The sequence below is a fragment of the Pantoea sp. X-Soil-ISGK-421 genome (assembly GCF_059730785.1).
This window is the reverse complement of sequence record NZ_AP035979.1, coordinates 2,906,657-2,921,233: the sequence shown is the minus strand read 5'-3', so window position 1 is coordinate 2,921,233 and position 14,577 is coordinate 2,906,657. Positions and strand designations below refer to the sequence as shown.

Here is a 14,577-nt window from a genome sequence, read left to right as displayed (position 1 = left end):
GAGCTGGCGAATTATTAAACGGCTTTACGGCTTGCTCAGCCTGGTTTTCATTCCCTGCGTGATAATAAGTTTCGTCACGCTTAACCCTTAACGGAAGACAACAGGAGCATCACATGAAGACACGTTATGCCGTTCTGACTGCTGCACTGCTGGCCACCGCAAGTTTCTCAACGTTGGCCGCTGAGCCTTTAAGCGCTGCACAAGCGCAAAACCTGCAAAGCGCGGGCACAGTTTCAATCAGCGGCGTACGCGGCTCGCTGGATGATGCAACCCGCCATCTGTCGCAAAAAGCGCAAGAGCAAGGTGCCAGCAGCTATCGCGTTATCGGCGTGCAAACCCCGGGTGATTCCAGCCTGTGGAGCGGCACCGCAGAGATTTACCGTTAATTCCCTCCAGTAGTTATCCCTGTAGCAATCCCTTTACCGGTCAGCCCTCTGGCCGGTTTTTTTGTGCACCGCGACGGATTATTACAATTCATGTTGTGCAGCCTGGCGGTATTTTTTGCTTCGTTCTTGCAGAACGGGTAGGATTCATCGCCGTAAATTCCCACCCCGCCACGCGACATCGTTCCGCTGCGTGACACCGGGTTTTTACCCCATTTCGCACCGCCATACGCAATCGTTTGGTTACGCGGTGATTGATGGTCAGGACAAACAGGATAGCTATGAAATCAACTAAAAAAACCGCAGCCGAACAACGCGCTGCGAAAAGACGCTGGCTCAACTCGCACGACAGCGGTTACCACAAAGCAATGGGTAATCGCCAGGTACAAATGATCGCCATCGGCGGTGCTATCGGTACCGGTCTGTTCCTCGGTGCTGGCGCGCGCCTGCAAATGGCCGGTCCTGCACTGGCGCTGGTTTATCTGGTGTGCGGTATCTTCTCCTTCTTTATCCTCCGTGCGTTGGGCGAACTGGTGTTACACCGTCCTTCCAGCGGCAGCTTTGTTTCTTATGCACGTGAATTCCTTGGGGAAAAAGCGTCTTATGTGGCGGGCTGGATGTACTTCGTTAACTGGGCGATGACCGGTATCGTCGATATCACCGCCGTAGCGCTTTACATGCACTATTGGGGCGCGTTTGGTGATGTGCCGCAGTGGGTGTTTGCCCTCGGCGCACTGGCGATTGTCGGTACCATGAACATGATCGGCGTGAAGTGGTTCGCCGAGATGGAGTTCTGGTTCGCGCTGGTAAAAGTGCTGGCGATTGTGGTGTTTCTGATTGTTGGCGTGGTGTTCCTCGGCAGCGGCAAGCCGCTGGACGGCAATACCACCGGCTTCCATCTGATCACCGATAACGGCGGTTTCTTCCCCCACGGCTTGCTGCCGGCGCTGGTATTAGTGCAGGGCGTGGTATTCGCCTTCGCCTCGATTGAGCTGGTAGGCACGGCGGCAGGGGAGTGTAAAGATCCTAAAACCATGCTGCCAAAAGCCATCAACAGCGTGATCTGGCGTATCGGCCTGTTCTATGTCGGTTCCGTGGTGCTGCTGGTGCTGCTGCTACCGTGGAATGCTTATCAGGCGGGGCAAAGTCCGTTCGTGACCTTCTTCTCCAAACTGGGCGTGCCTTATATTGGTAGCGTGATGAATATCGTGGTGCTGAGCGCCGCGTTGTCGAGCCTCAACTCGGGCCTTTACTCGACTGGCCGAATTCTGCGTTCGATGTCGATGGGCGGCTCTGCGCCACAGTTCATGTCGAAGATGAGCAAGCAGCAGGTGCCGTTTGCCGGCATTCTGGTGACCATCGCCGTGTACGTTATTGGTGTGGTGCTGAACTACTACGTGCCGTCGCAGGTGTTCGAAATCGTACTTAACGTGGCGTCGCTCGGCATCATCTCGTCGTGGGGCTTTATCGTGGTGTGCCAGATGCGTCTGCGTAAAGCGATCAAAGAAGGCAAAGCGGAAGATGTCAGCTTCAAGCTGCCGTGGGCACCGTTCACCTCATGGTTGACGCTGCTGTTCCTCGTGAGCGTATTGGTGTTGATGGCGTTTGACTATCCGAACGGCACTTATACCATCGCGTCGATTCCACTGATTGCCGTGGTGTTGGTTCTGGGCTGGTTTGGCGTGCGTAAACGCGTCAATGCCGAAGCGATGAAAGAGCATGAGCATCATGCTGACGATGAGGATGATGCACCGCACACGCTGGCGGACGATAACGCGCGTTAATCTTAGCGATTCTCATCTGCGGGGGCCTTTTGGCCCCCGTTTTTATTTCAATTCCCCTTCACTTGATCCCACGTCGGGATTTACCCCTTTGGGGTGATATAGCCCTCATTAGCGTCAGGTTATTTTACGCACCATCTCTCTTTCCCCCGTATAAGGTGAACCGATGGCGCTGTCGCGACGTGAACTCTTTACCGGGCAGCGCGTAGCGTCTGCTGACGGCATCGCTTTGCCCTGGTGGCGAGGGGAACACGGCTGTGATGGTTGTGGTGAATGCGTAGCGGCCTGCGAAACGCAGATCATCCGTCTGCGAACGGGGGAAGTGCCGCAGCTCGATTTTCTGCAGGGCGAATGTACTTTTTGCGGCGCCTGCGCGGAGAGCTGCCCGCAGTCGCTGTTTCACGCGCGCGATACCCAGCCTTTTCCACAACGCATTCGCATCGACAACCGCTGCATCACTTTTCTCGGCGTCAATTGCCGCAGCTGTCAGGAGAGTTGTGAGCAGCAAGCTATCCGTTTCCATCTGATGCCCAACGGCATCGCTCAGCCTGAAACCCTTCCGCAGCATTGCACCGGTTGCGGCGCATGCATCGCGCCTTGTCCGGTCTCAGCCACAGGATTACACCATGAACCATGAAAGCAGTTGGCACGTCTGCGGCCTGGTGATTCAGGCGCGACCGGCCTCGATTCCCGCCGTGAAAAGTGCGTTGCTGACCTTTGCCGATTGCGACATCGCAGCCGAAGACGCCGCACGCGGCACGCTGGCCGTGACGCTCGGTGCGGCAGATAGCGCTGCACTGCTGCGCAATATTGAAGAGACCCGCAACATCGCTGGTGTGTTGGCGGTATCGCTGGTTTATCACCAGCAAGATGAAATTGAAGAACCTTGTAAGGAAGCATCATGAGTATAAGTCGTCGTGATTTTATGAAGGCCAATGCGGCGGCTGCTGCTGCAACGGCTGCAGGACTCACCATTCCCACCGTCACCCAAGCCGCGACCTCGCTGGCTGCGCCGATTCGCTGGGAAAAAGCGCCGTGCCGCTTCTGCGGCACCGGCTGTGGCGTGCTGGTTGGCACCCAGGATGGCCGCGTAGTGGCGTCGCAGGGCGATCCGCAGGCAGAAGTGAACCGTGGTCTGAACTGTATCAAAGGCTATTTCCTGCCGAAGATCATGTACGGAAAAGATCGCCTGACGCAGCCGCTGCTGCGCATGACCGACGGTAAATATGCTAAAGAGGGCGAGTTCACGCCAGTCAGCTGGGATCAAGCCTTCGACATCATGGAAGAGAAGTTCAAAGCGGCGCTGAAAGCCAACGGTCCGGATTCGGTCGGTATGTTCGGTTCCGGGCAGTGGACGGTATGGGAAGGCTATGCGGCTTCCAAGCTGATGAAAGCCGGTTTCCGCACCAACAACCTCGATCCGAATGCGCGTCACTGCATGGCGTCAGCGGTGGTGGGTTTTATGCGCACCTTCGGCATGGACGAACCGATGGGCTGCTATGACGATATCGAGCAGGCTGATGCGTTCGTGTTGTGGGGCTCGAACATGGCCGAGATGCACCCGATTCTCTGGTCGCGCATTACCGCGCGGCGTCTCAGCAATGAAAACGTTAAAGTCGCGGTGCTTTCAACCTATCGCCATCGCAGCTTTGAGCTGGCGGATAACGGCATGGTGTTCACGCCGCAGAGCGATCTGGCAATCCTCAACTTCATCGCCAACTACATTATTCAGAACAACAAGGTCGATAAAACCTTCCTGCAGAACCACGTAACGTTGCGCAAAGGTGTGACTGACATCGGTTACGGCTTGCGTCCCACCGATCCACGTCAGGCTTCGGCGAAGAACCCGGACAGCGGCGAATCCACGCCGATGAGCTTCGACGAGTTTGCGAAGTTTGTCTCTGAGTACAGCGTGGAAAAAGCCAGCGACATGAGCGGCGTGGAAAAAGATCAACTGATCGCGCTGGCGGAGCTGTATGCCGACCCAAAAATTAACGTGGTGTCGTACTGGACCATGGGCTTCAACCAGCATACGCGCGGCGTGTGGGCCAACAACCTGTGTTACAACCTGCATTTGTTGACCGGCAAAATTTCGCGTCCGGGCACCGGTCCGTTCTCGCTCACGGGGCAGCCGTCAGCGTGCGGTACGGCGCGAGAAGTCGGCACGTTCTCACACCGTTTGCCGGCGGACATGGTGGTCAACAATGACAAACACCGCGCCACCGCGGAGAAACTGTGGAAGCTGCCGCAGGGCACGGTGCCGGCCAAAATTGGTTTGCATGCGGTCGCGCAGGATCGCGCGTTGAAAGATGGCAAGCTCAACGCCTATTGGGTGATGTGTAACAACAACATGCAGGCCGGTCCAAACCTGACGCAGGAGCGGATGCCGGGCTGGCGCGATGAGCGCAACTTTATCGTGGTGTCCGATCCTTATCCAACCGTTAGTGCTTTATCGGCTGACCTGATTCTGCCAACCGCGATGTGGGTAGAGAAAGAGGGCGCCTACGGCAACGCTGAGCGTCGCACCCAGTTCTGGCATCAGCAGGTGAAAGCGCCGGGCGATGCGAAATCCGATTTGTGGCAGCTGGTGAATTTCTCCAAACGTTTCAAGGTGGCGGAAGTGTGGCCGGAAGCGCTACTCGCGCAGCATCCTGAACTGCGCGACAAAACGCTGTTTGATGTGCTGTACGCCAACGGCCAGGTCAACCAGTTCCCGCTGAGCGAAGTGGCGGATGACCAGTTGAATGATGAAGCGCGTGAGTTCGGCTTCTATATTCAGAAAGGCTTGTTCGAGGAGTACGCCAGCTTTGGTCGCGGCCACGGTCACGATCTCGCGCCGTTCGATGTCTACCACCAGGCGCGCGGTTTACGCTGGCCAGTCGTTGATGGCAAAGAGACGCGCTGGCGCTATCGCGAAGGTTACGACAGCTACGTTAAAGCCGGTGAAGGCGTGCGTTTTTACGGCAAGCCGGATGGCAAAGCGACCATCTTCGCGCTGCCCTACGAAGCGCCAGCCGAATCGCCGGATGAAGAGTATGACCTGTGGTTCTGTACCGGTCGCGTGCTGGAGCATTGGCACACCGGTACCATGACGCGTCGCGTGCCGGAGCTGCACCGCGCGGTGCCGCAGGCGCTACTCTATATCCATCCGCTTGATGCCAAAGATCGCGATTTCCGCCGCGGTGAAAAGGTCCGCGTGGTGTCACGCCGCGGTGAAACCATTGCCACCGTAGAAACGCGCGGTCGCAATCAGCCGCCAAAAGGTCTGGTGTTCATGCCGTTCTTTGACGCGGGCGTGCTGGCCAACAACGTTACGCTGGACGCGACCGATCCGCTGTCGAAGCAGACCGATTACAAAAAATGCGCCGTCAAGCTGGTTAAAATTTAAGGCAGGATGCAATGAAACCCTTAATCACACTCATTACCTTGGCCGCCCTGATGCTGGGCGGCGCGGTTTACGCTAATAACGGCGTCGATCTTAATCAGTCACCGGAAGTGACGGCTACGCAGCAGGGCACCATTCATCAGCCCAAAGAGCAGAGCCGCAAGCCGTTGAACTACGTAAACCAGCCGCCGGTGATCCCGCACAGTGTGGATGGCTATCAGGTAACGAAAAACGTGAATCGCTGCTTGCAGTGTCACGGCACGCAGAGCTATCTCACCACCGGCGCGCCGCGCGTCAGCCCAACGCACTTCACCGATCGCGATGGTCTGGTGAGCAGCACCGTGTCGCCGCGTCGCTACTTCTGCCTGCAGTGTCATGTGCCGCAAACCGATGCCAAACCGGTGGTGGAAAACACCTTCAAACCGGCTGACGGCTTCGGTAAGTGAGGAAAAGATGAAAGAGAAACTTCTGCGCATCTGGCGCTGGTGGCGACGTCCAAGTCGCCTGGCGCTCGGCACCTTGCTGATTGCCGGTTTTGCCGCGGGTATTATTTTCTGGGGCGGCTTTAACACCGCGATGGAGATGACTAACCGCGAGCAGTTCTGCATCGGCTGCCATGAGATGCGCAATAACGTCTATCAGGAGTATATGCAGACGGTGCATTACAACAACCGCAGCGGCGTACGCGCCACCTGCCCGGATTGTCATGTGCCGCATGAATGGGGCCCGAAAATGCTGCGTAAGATCCAGGCGAGCAAAGAGGTGTATGCCAAAATTTTCGGCATCATTGATACGCCGCAAAAGTTCGAGGATCACCGTATTGAGCTGGCGCAAAACGAGTGGCGCAGGATGAAAAACAACAATTCGCAGGAGTGTCGTAACTGCCACAACTTCGATTATATGGATTTCACCGCGCAGAAAACCGTGGCGGCCAGGATGCACAGCAAAGCGATTGAGGAAGGGAAAACCTGTATCGATTGCCACAAAGGCATCGCGCACCATTTGCCGGATATGAAAGATCAGCCAAACGGTTTTTGATAGGTAAACCGGTCGCCATGCATGGCGACCTACATCGGGGCACGTCTCAACGTAGGGTCGCCATTTATGGTGACCTGGTTTTTATCAAACGTCCCAATGTAGGGTCGCCATTTATGGTGACCTGGTTTTTATCAAACGTCCCAACCTCACAATTCAGATAGTTTTCCCTGCCGCTTCGGCCTATTATCTCAGGCTCCCTCAAATAAGCAGCGGAGCGGCTATGTCGTTAAAGATCAACATCATCAAAGATAAGTTGCTGTCAGAGAACTGGTTTGTACTGCGCAACTTCACCTACGAACTCACCCGCAATAACGGCGAAGTGATACGCCACAAGCGCGAAGTCTATGATCGCGGCAACGGTGCCACCATCCTGCTGTATAACACTGAAAAAAATAGCGTTTTGCTGGTGCGTCAGTTCCGCATTGCCACTTATGTGAATGGCAACGAAACTGGCGAGCTGATTGAGACCTGCGCAGGACTGCTGGATGATGATTCGCCGGAAGATTGCATCCGCAAAGAAGCGATTGAAGAGACCGGCTATCAGGTAGGCAAAGTGGAGAAGATTTTCGAAGCTTATATGTCACCGGGCGGCGTGACGGAGCTGATTCACTTCTTCGCGGCGGAATACAGCGATGCGCAGCGCGCAAATAACGGCGGCGGCGTTGAGGATGAAGAGATTACCGTGCTGGAGCTGAGTTTCCCTGAAGCATTGGCGATGGTGAAAGATGGTCGTATCCGCGACGGTAAAGCCATTATGCTGCTGCAGCACGCGCAGATCGCCGGTTGGTTGCAGGCGTAATTCTGGCTTGGTCGCCATGAATGGCGACCCTACAGCGTGGGCGTTTTAATCGTAGGGTCGCCATTCATGGCGACCTGGTCAATCCCCGCACGACATCAAACACACTCCCCCAACGCTTCCGGCACGCACTCCGGATACGCCTGCAATCTTGCCAATGCTTCGGCATAAGAAGGCATCGAGTGTGCCGCGCCGGATCGTTCCACACACAGCGAAGCGTAAGCTGAAGCAAACAGCGCCGCCTGCGGCAGTTCATCGCCAGAAGCCAGCCGTGCCGCCAATGCGCCGTTAAATGCATCGCCCGCGCCGGTGGTATCCAGCGGCTGAGCCGGGAACAACGGGATGCGCAGCGGTGTCTGGTCTGCTACCGAAAGCAACGCCCCGGAAACGCCCAACGTAATAATGACCTGCCGCGCGCCTTTGCGGTGCAGCTTTTCAGCGGCGTGCTGCGCGCTGGCGAAGTCGGTAACCTTCACGCCGGTCAACTGCATCGCTTCAGTGCTGTTCGGCGTTAGCAGATCCACTTTTGCCAGCAGCGCATCGGTGACTTTCTGCCACGGCGCGGGATTCATAATCACAAACGTGCCGCCGGCGCGCGCATTATCAATCATGCGCTGAATGGCGCTGAGATTGTTCTCCAACTGCACCAGCAGAATATCAGCAGCGGCGACGGTAGGTTGGCAGCGCGTCACCTCGGCAGCGGTCACGGTGGTGTTAGCGCCGGGATAGACCGAAATCATGTTTTCGGCATCGTCACCGGCAACATAAATCAGCGCATTGCCGGTCGGTTTCTCCTTGCAAGTAAACAAGGTAATCGCGTCGAAACCGGTCTTTTCCAGATGGCGACGTGCAAACATGCCGAAGTCGTCATTACCAATCTTACCAATGTAGTGCACGCGCGCCCCGGCACGCAGCGCGGCCGTGGCCTGGTTGGCGCCTTTGCCGCCCGGTCCCATCATGCTGGTATGGGCGGTGAGCGATTCACCCGGCATCGGAAAGCGGTTCATCACCGCAACCACGTCGAGGTTAAACGAGCCAAACACACACACTTTTCCTTTCATCATGCACTCCTGAACAGACGTTCGGCGGCTAAACAGGCTCCGCGACAACCGGTGTGATCGGTGGATTGGCTAAACACGATCTTCAAACCGTCACGCGTGGCGGGTGGACGTAAATGCTGTTGGATCTGGCTGCGTAACTGTGCCAGCGGAAAGTCTGCCATCGCCAGCACGCCACCGCCCAGAATCAGGTATTGCGGATCGAGGATATTCATCTCGGTGGCAATCAGCTGCGCCAGTCGCTGCACAAAAGCCTGCAGCTCCGGATGTTCGCGATGCTGGGTAAACAGCGCCGACATGCCGGTTTCCGGCACGTTCGCGCTCGCCCAGCGGCTTAGCCAATGGCCGGACGTCACGGTTTCCGCACAACCACGATTGCCGCACGGGCAGGGCAGATCGTTGCCGGCAATCGGCACATGGCCGAGTTCACCAGCGCCGCCATGCTGACCATGATAAAACTGGCCGTTAAGCCACAAGCTGTTGCCCATGCCAGTGCCGGGATACAAACCGACAGCGCTGTCCGGCAGCTGTTCCAGTTGCAGTAAATCCCACAGCATCAGATGGTTAACATCTTTGTCCATCGCCACCGGCACGCCAAGACGTTCGGTGAGCAGTGCGGCAACCGGTTGCTGATCCAGCGCCTGAATAAACGGCAGCGAAATCACCTGCTGGCGGTCGCGGCTGAGAATGCCCGGTAATCCCAGCATCACGCCGCTAACCGGCTGCTGCTCCAGCGTTTCGCTGATTAACTGGCCTAAAGCGCTTAACGCATCAGGCTGCTGCGCCCAGCTGGCCGTCGGCACTTTACGGAAGCTCGACCATTCGCGGCCATCTTCCATCAGCTGCAGACGTGTGCCGGTGCCGCCAATGTCGATACCGAGCCAGCATTTTTTCATGCGGATACCTGCGCCAATCCCTGAGCTTCGTCGATGCTTTCACGCATCATGTTCCACGCGGTTTCCAAATCATCATGAATATTGAATAGGCCGGAGGTGCCGACAATCAGCACTTCTGCGCCCGCGCCAACCAGTGTGTTGTAAGTGCGGGTGTTGCAGGAGCCGTCAATCTCAATCAGGTAGTGATAACCGTTGGCCTGCTTCAGCGCTTTCAACTCCTGCACCTTTTGCACCATTTCCGGAATAAACGGTTGTCCGGCATAGCCCGGATCCACCGTCATCACGGTGATCTTATCCACCAGATGAATGTAATGATGAATAAAGGAGACCGGCGTCGCGGGGTTGAGTACCACGCCCACTTTCTTGCCGAAGCTGCGGATCATATTGATCACGCGGAACGCATCGCGATTGATGGTTTCGGCGTGCGGACAGATGTAGTCGGCACCGGCTTTAGCAATCACCTCGATGAAATCAGTTGGCTGCTCGACCATCAAATGCACATCCAGCGCCACCTGGGTAAACGGGCGGATCTGCTCAATAAAGAACGGCGACAGCGTGATATTTTTCACGTAGTGACCATCCATAATATCGATGTGCAGGAAGTCGGCGCGGGAGTCCAGCACGGCGAGCTGGTGCTTGATCTCCATCAGATTCATACACATCAACGACGGGGAGACTTGAATACGCATCATACTTCCTTTTTTTCGGTCAAGGGGTTAAGCGCCGCAGCCAGCTTGCTGAGCTTGACGGCGCGATGTTCGTTAAAGCGGGTTTTAAATTGTTTGAAGGCCAGCACCACAATCAGTACCGCGCCCCACATCGCCAGGCTGACGTGCTGGCTGATGTTCATCAGGTTGAAACCGGTGGAGAGCACCTGCAGCGCGATCAGCGCCAGCACCACGCCGGTGACGCGACCAAATCCGCCGTTGGGATCGGTGCCGCCCAGAATGATCGCCAGCACCGTCAGCAGCAGATACGCATCGCCGTAGCCCATGCGCGCCGAGTTGAAGCGCGCCATCATGATCAATCCGGCTAACACGCACAGCAGGCTGGAGATGACGTACACCAGAATCACCATGCGATGGGTGTTGATGCCGCTGAACCAGGTGGCGTTGATGTTGCTGCCGCCCATGTAGATGCATTTACCGGCGCGGGTTTTGCCAAGGAACAGCGCCAGCAGCGCGGCGGCAAACAGGAACACCCAGAGCGGCAGCGGCACGCCAAGCAGCGTATCGGAGCCGAGCGCCTGCACTACCGAAGGCATGCCGCTGACCGCCGCACCTTTGGTCAGCCAGATACCGATACCGTTGAGCGTCATCATGGTGGCCAGCGTCACCAGAATCGGGTGCGCACCGATGCGCGTCACCATCACGCCGGTAATCACGCCAATCACTGCGGCGATCAACATCGCGCCGATAATTGCTATCAGCAGCCACAGCAGTTGCATGCCGGTGCCGGCATCCGCGGGCAGGGCGCTCATCAGTGTCCAGGCGATAAACAGCGCCGTCAGGTTGGCGGTGGCGATGATCGCCAGATTAAGGCCGCCGCTGAGAATGGCGATAAACATCGCTAACGTCAGCAAGCCCAGTTCGGGTAGCTGGAACGCCATGCTCATAAAGGTTGAATCAGTGAGAAAGCGGCCCGGCAACATCACGGTGAACAGCGCCAGCGCCAGTGCAATCAGCAGCATCAAACCGATATTGGTGCCGTCAGGACGCAGAGCAGAGAGTGATTTCATATTTTTTGCCCCTTCGGTCATACGAAACTGACGTCAGTTTCTTTACGTTTTTTGTAGTGAGTCACGGCGATAGCCACCATGATCACGCCGCCCACCACGATGTTCATGAAGTAGTTGGAGACGCCAATCAGGTTGAGGCCGTTCTTCAGGATGGCGATAAGGAACACGCCCATCAGCGTACCGCTCACTGTGCCTTTGCCGCCCATCAGGCTGGCGCCGCCCAGCACGGTGGCAGCCAGCACATCCAGCTCGCCGCCGACCAGCGCATTCGGTACCACTTCACCCATGCGATACACCTGCACCAGTCCGCCAATCGCGGCCATCGCGCCCAGCCAGCCGTAGGCAAAGAGATTAATCAGACCCACGCGAATACCAATACGGCGCGCCGATTCCGCATCGCCGCCCACCGCATACAGCTGACGGCCGAGATTGGTTTTGTTCAGTAGCAACGCGGTGAGTCCGGCAATCACCAGCATGGTCACCAGCGGCAAACCCAACTGGAAGCTGTTGCCTTGCCAGGTAAATGGCAGCACGCTGCGCAAGGTGATCCACCAATCCGGCAGCGAATAGAGGCTTTTGCCGCCGGTTACCCACATCAGCAGACCAAACAGCAGCGACTGCATGCTAATGGTGATGATGATCGACACCACCCGCAGCGTGGTGATCAGTAGGGCGTTAATCACGCCAAACAGCGTGCCGCACACCACTGCCAGCAGAATGCTGAGCAGGGCATTATCAAACTGGAATTGCACAAACAGCGACGCGATCAGGTATTGCACCACCGACGCCACCGCGGCAAAGGAGATATCAATGCCGCCGGTGACCAGCACCACAAACAATCCGAGCGCAAAGATGCCGGTCACGGCGTAGCTTTCCGCCAGATCCAGCAGGTTTTGTACCGTCAGGAACTGGTCGCTGGCGGTAGAGAAGAACAGGATAAAAGCCAACAAAACCCAGGCGAGCCAGCCCTGGCTGGAGTGCGGCCGTAAACGAGAGAAGTCAGGCATTGATCACCTCCGCCAGCTGGTGTTGCTCAACGGTATCGGGTTGGTATTCGGCATGAACGGTGCCATCACGGAAGTGCAGGATGCGGTCGCAGTTGTACCAAACCTCGGGCACTTCATCGGAAATCAGGATGATCGACAGACCTTCTTTCGCCAGCGCATGAATAAGCTGATAGATGCTGGCTTTAGCGCCGACATCCACGCCGACGGTGGGCGAATCAAGGATCAATATGCGCGGCTGGGTCAGCACCCACTTCGCCAGCACGATTTTCTGCTGGTTGCCGCCGGAGAGCGTGGAGATCGCCAGATTGGGATCGGCGACGCGCACGCCAAGCTGCTGAATCCATTGCAGGATAAGCTTGTTCTTGCGGTATTCATCGATGATGTGAAAACGGTTTTGCAGCTTGTCGAGGATCGGCAGCACCATGTTGTCGGCCACCGATTGCTGCTGCACCAAACCCAGGGTTAAGCGATCTTCAGAGACATAGCCAATGCCCGCTTTGATGGCATCTTCGTGTCCACGAAAGCGCACCGGCTTGCTGTCGAGCCAGATCTTGCCGCTATCCGGTTTGGTCATGCCAAACAGCGACAGCGCCAGTTCGGTACGGCCAGAGCCAAGCAGGCCGCACAAACCCAGTACTTCGCCCTGATAGAGTTTGAAATTAACGTCGTGATATTGGCCGGCACGCGTCAGTTTCTCGACTTCGAGAATCAAGCGATCGTCATTGCGCGTCGGCGTTTTCAGCTGATAGTCGAGCTTCAGCCCGGTCATCAGTTCGGTGAGATGGTGCGGCGTCATCTCTTTAGCGGGCCAGCAGCCCATTTTGCGCCCATCGCGGATTACCGTAACGCGGTCGGAGATCTCCAGCACTTCATCCAGACGGTGACTGACAAACACCACGCAGATGTTTTTGTCTTTCAGATAACGCACGGTACGCAGCAGCTGATTCACTTCGGTACGCGTCAATGAAGCCGTTGGCTCATCCATAATCACCAGTCGCGCATCGGCCACCAGGGCGCGGCAAATCGCTACCTGCTGACGCTGCGCAATCGACAGCGACGCCACTTTCGCGTCGAGATCGAGTTCAAACATCAGTTCGTCAATAATGCGCTGTGCGGTTTCACGCAGTTTGGCTTTGCGGTGCCAGCCGAGCAGACTACTCAGGTTGTGCTCGAAGGCGATGTTTTCCGCCACGCTGAGATTGGGGAACAGCGACAGATCCTGGTAAATCACCTGAATGCCGAAGTCACGCGCCTGACGAGTGGTCAGACGCGGGAAGCTCGGGCCTTCACCTAGCGTGATACGGCTGCCGCTGTCCGGGGCATGCACCCCAGAAATGACTTTGATTAAGGTGCTTTTGCCACAGCCGTTGGTGCCAGCCAGACAGTGCACTTCGCCAGCCAGTAAGGTTAGCGAGATATCGCTCAGTGCGCGGTTACCACCAAATGTTTTCGACAGATTGTCGAGCGCTATCAGCGTCTGTGGGATCACCTCATTCATCATCACAGCCCCATTTTCACCAGTTTTGGCAGGTTCGCTTTGTCCAGGCTTTCGGTGTTGTTACCGAGGATGGTGTGGGTCGCCTCGTCAACTTTCACTTTGCCCAAACCTTCGATGGTCATTCCGTCGGTGATGGGCTCTTTCTTCTGCATCATGTCGGCGATACGCACGAACACTTCACCGGCGGTCTGTGGATTCCAGATATAGCCGCCTTTTATCGCGCCGCGCTGCACCAGCGATGCGCCCTGGCCAGGACTGAAGGCACCAATTACGCACACCTGGTCAATCTTGTTGCGGTTCATCACCGCGCGACCGGCACCAATCGGACCTTGCGAACCGAAGGCCATAATCCCCTTCAAATCCGGATACTTAGACATCAGCTCGTTGGTGGTGCGAATCGAGTCATCCAGCGATTCGCCGACGCCAAATTTGTCGGTGACCATTTGCATCTTCGGATAGTGTTCTTTCTGATAGTTCAGTGCGGCGTCGGTCCACTGCTGATGCAGCGGCACGGTCAGGCTGCCGACGTACATGGCGTATTTGCCCTCTTCATGCATGCACTTCGCCAGCGCCTTCATATGGTTGATGCCGTGCGTGGGCGCATCCACCAGTTCGAAATCCCAGTTGGCACCTTTCTGATCTGGCGATTCGTGGGTGATCACTTCAATGCCAGCATCACGCGCGCGTTTCAGCACCGGTTCCAACACTTTCGGGTCATTGGGCACCACGCCAATGATGTCGACCTTCTGGGCAATCAAATCTTCGATAGCACGCACCTGCAAAGCCGGATCGGCCGCCGTTGGGCCAACCATCCACGCATCAATGCCGCGTTTTGCTGCTTCACTCTTGATGCCCGCTTCCATGGCGTTGAACCACGGAATACCGCCAATTTTTACCACGATGCCCATGCGTAATTTATCAGCAGCGTGCGCGCCGGTGGCGGCAAACAGCGCGAGTAGAGAACAGGCGATAAGATGTTTTTTCATAAAGACTCCGA

15 protein-coding genes are annotated in these 14,577 nt (G+C 56.6%); 8 read left to right on the top strand and 7 right to left on the bottom strand.

Features of this window, described 5'->3' with window-relative positions:
• The first annotated feature begins 113 nt into the window (after positions 1 to 113).
• From AC6I8K_RS13600 to nudK, 8 genes are all read left to right on the top strand, one after another.
• Positions 114 to 386, top strand: a complete 273-nt coding sequence (locus tag AC6I8K_RS13600) for a YdgH/BhsA/McbA-like domain containing protein (protein ID WP_064739508.1) — start codon at positions 114 to 116, stop codon at positions 384 to 386.
• A gap of 278 nt (positions 387 to 664) precedes the next feature.
• Entirely contained in the window at positions 665 to 2,167 is a 1,503-nt protein-coding gene (gene ansP, locus AC6I8K_RS13595) for an L-asparagine permease (protein WP_064739507.1), read from the top strand.
• 163 nt (positions 2,168 to 2,330) lie between these two features.
• A complete protein-coding gene (gene napF / locus AC6I8K_RS13590; RefSeq protein WP_483817859.1) occupies positions 2,331 to 2,801 on the top strand; it encodes a ferredoxin-type protein NapF in 471 nt (156 codons plus the stop codon).
• The gene (locus tag AC6I8K_RS13585) at positions 2,791 to 3,069 is read left to right on the top strand and encodes a chaperone NapD (RefSeq protein ID WP_483817858.1); all 279 of its coding nucleotides are present in this window, start codon (positions 2,791 to 2,793) and stop codon (positions 3,067 to 3,069) included. Before napF ends, AC6I8K_RS13585 begins: the two co-directional genes overlap by 11 nt.
• The gene (napA, locus tag AC6I8K_RS13580; RefSeq protein WP_483817857.1) at positions 3,066 to 5,552 is read left to right on the top strand and encodes a nitrate reductase catalytic subunit NapA; all 2,487 of its coding nucleotides are present in this window, start codon (positions 3,066 to 3,068) and stop codon (positions 5,550 to 5,552) included. Before AC6I8K_RS13585 ends, napA begins: the two co-directional genes overlap by 4 nt.
• 11 nt (positions 5,553 to 5,563) lie before the next feature.
• Positions 5,564 to 5,995, top strand: a complete 432-nt coding sequence (gene napB / locus AC6I8K_RS13575) for a nitrate reductase cytochrome c-type subunit (RefSeq protein WP_064739503.1) — start codon at positions 5,564 to 5,566, stop codon at positions 5,993 to 5,995.
• 7 nt (positions 5,996 to 6,002) lie between these two features.
• Positions 6,003 to 6,587, top strand: a complete 585-nt coding sequence (gene napC / locus AC6I8K_RS13570; protein ID WP_064739502.1) for a cytochrome c-type protein NapC — start codon at positions 6,003 to 6,005, stop codon at positions 6,585 to 6,587.
• Between the two features lie 220 nt (positions 6,588 to 6,807).
• On the top strand, positions 6,808 to 7,386 hold the full coding sequence (gene nudK / locus AC6I8K_RS13565; RefSeq protein ID WP_064739501.1) for a GDP-mannose pyrophosphatase NudK: 579 nt from the start codon (positions 6,808 to 6,810) through the stop codon (positions 7,384 to 7,386).
• 95 nt (positions 7,387 to 7,481) lie between these two features.
• On the opposite strand, the gene AC6I8K_RS13560 is transcribed toward nudK, so the two are convergent.
• The 7 genes from AC6I8K_RS13560 to AC6I8K_RS13530 are packed head-to-tail and all read right to left on the bottom strand — an operon-like array spanning position 7,482 to position 14,566.
• Positions 7,482 to 8,444, bottom strand: a complete 963-nt coding sequence (locus AC6I8K_RS13560) for a ribokinase (RefSeq protein WP_064739500.1) — start codon at positions 8,442 to 8,444, stop codon at positions 7,482 to 7,484.
• Positions 8,444 to 9,337 (bottom strand): allose kinase, encoded by an 894-nt coding sequence (gene alsK / locus AC6I8K_RS13555; protein WP_064739499.1) that lies wholly within the window; start codon positions 9,335 to 9,337, stop codon positions 8,444 to 8,446. Before alsK ends, AC6I8K_RS13560 begins: the two co-directional genes overlap by 1 nt.
• Positions 9,334 to 10,026 (bottom strand): D-allulose 6-phosphate 3-epimerase, encoded by a 693-nt coding sequence (alsE, locus tag AC6I8K_RS13550; RefSeq protein ID WP_064739498.1) that lies wholly within the window; start codon positions 10,024 to 10,026, stop codon positions 9,334 to 9,336. Before alsE ends, alsK begins: the two co-directional genes overlap by 4 nt.
• Positions 10,026 to 11,075 (bottom strand): ABC transporter permease, encoded by a 1,050-nt coding sequence (locus AC6I8K_RS13545; RefSeq protein ID WP_497826896.1) that lies wholly within the window; start codon positions 11,073 to 11,075, stop codon positions 10,026 to 10,028. Before AC6I8K_RS13545 ends, alsE begins: the two co-directional genes overlap by 1 nt.
• A 17-nt stretch (positions 11,076 to 11,092) precedes the next feature.
• Complete coding sequence (locus tag AC6I8K_RS13540; protein WP_497826895.1) at positions 11,093 to 12,082, bottom strand: ABC transporter permease; 990 nt, start codon at positions 12,080 to 12,082, stop codon at positions 11,093 to 11,095.
• A complete protein-coding gene (locus AC6I8K_RS13535; protein ID WP_483817910.1) occupies positions 12,075 to 13,580 on the bottom strand; it encodes a sugar ABC transporter ATP-binding protein in 1,506 nt (501 codons plus the stop codon). The genes AC6I8K_RS13540 and AC6I8K_RS13535 overlap by 8 nt, the downstream gene beginning before the upstream one ends.
• 2 nt (positions 13,581 to 13,582) lie before the next feature.
• Positions 13,583 to 14,566, bottom strand: coding sequence for a substrate-binding domain-containing protein (locus tag AC6I8K_RS13530; RefSeq protein ID WP_064739495.1), 984 nt, complete (start codon positions 14,564 to 14,566; stop codon positions 13,583 to 13,585).
• Between the last annotated feature and the right edge of the window lie 11 nt (positions 14,567 to 14,577).

Coding starts and splice junctions, on each gene's coding strand:
- AC6I8K_RS13600 (WP_064739508.1), top strand. CDS start 114: ATGAAGACACGTTATGCCGTTCTGACTGCTGCACTGCTGGCCACCGCA.
- ansP (WP_064739507.1), top strand. CDS start 665: ATGAAATCAACTAAAAAAACCGCAGCCGAACAACGCGCTGCGAAAAGA.
- napF (WP_483817859.1), top strand. CDS start 2,331: ATGGCGCTGTCGCGACGTGAACTCTTTACCGGGCAGCGCGTAGCGTCT.
- AC6I8K_RS13585 (WP_483817858.1), top strand. CDS start 2,791: ATGAACCATGAAAGCAGTTGGCACGTCTGCGGCCTGGTGATTCAGGCG.
- napA (WP_483817857.1), top strand. CDS start 3,066: ATGAGTATAAGTCGTCGTGATTTTATGAAGGCCAATGCGGCGGCTGCT.
- napB (WP_064739503.1), top strand. CDS start 5,564: ATGAAACCCTTAATCACACTCATTACCTTGGCCGCCCTGATGCTGGGC.
- napC (WP_064739502.1), top strand. CDS start 6,003: ATGAAAGAGAAACTTCTGCGCATCTGGCGCTGGTGGCGACGTCCAAGT.
- nudK (WP_064739501.1), top strand. CDS start 6,808: ATGTCGTTAAAGATCAACATCATCAAAGATAAGTTGCTGTCAGAGAAC.
- AC6I8K_RS13560 (WP_064739500.1), bottom strand. CDS start 8,444: ATGAAAGGAAAAGTGTGTGTGTTTGGCTCGTTTAACCTCGACGTGGTT.
- alsK (WP_064739499.1), bottom strand. CDS start 9,337: ATGAAAAAATGCTGGCTCGGTATCGACATTGGCGGCACCGGCACACGT.
- alsE (WP_064739498.1), bottom strand. CDS start 10,026: ATGCGTATTCAAGTCTCCCCGTCGTTGATGTGTATGAATCTGATGGAG.
- AC6I8K_RS13545 (WP_497826896.1), bottom strand. CDS start 11,075: ATGAAATCACTCTCTGCTCTGCGTCCTGACGGCACCAATATCGGTTTG.
- AC6I8K_RS13540 (WP_497826895.1), bottom strand. CDS start 12,082: ATGCCTGACTTCTCTCGTTTACGGCCGCACTCCAGCCAGGGCTGGCTC.
- AC6I8K_RS13535 (WP_483817910.1), bottom strand. CDS start 13,580: ATGAATGAGGTGATCCCACAGACGCTGATAGCGCTCGACAATCTGTCG.
- AC6I8K_RS13530 (WP_064739495.1), bottom strand. CDS start 14,566: ATGAAAAAACATCTTATCGCCTGTTCTCTACTCGCGCTGTTTGCCGCC.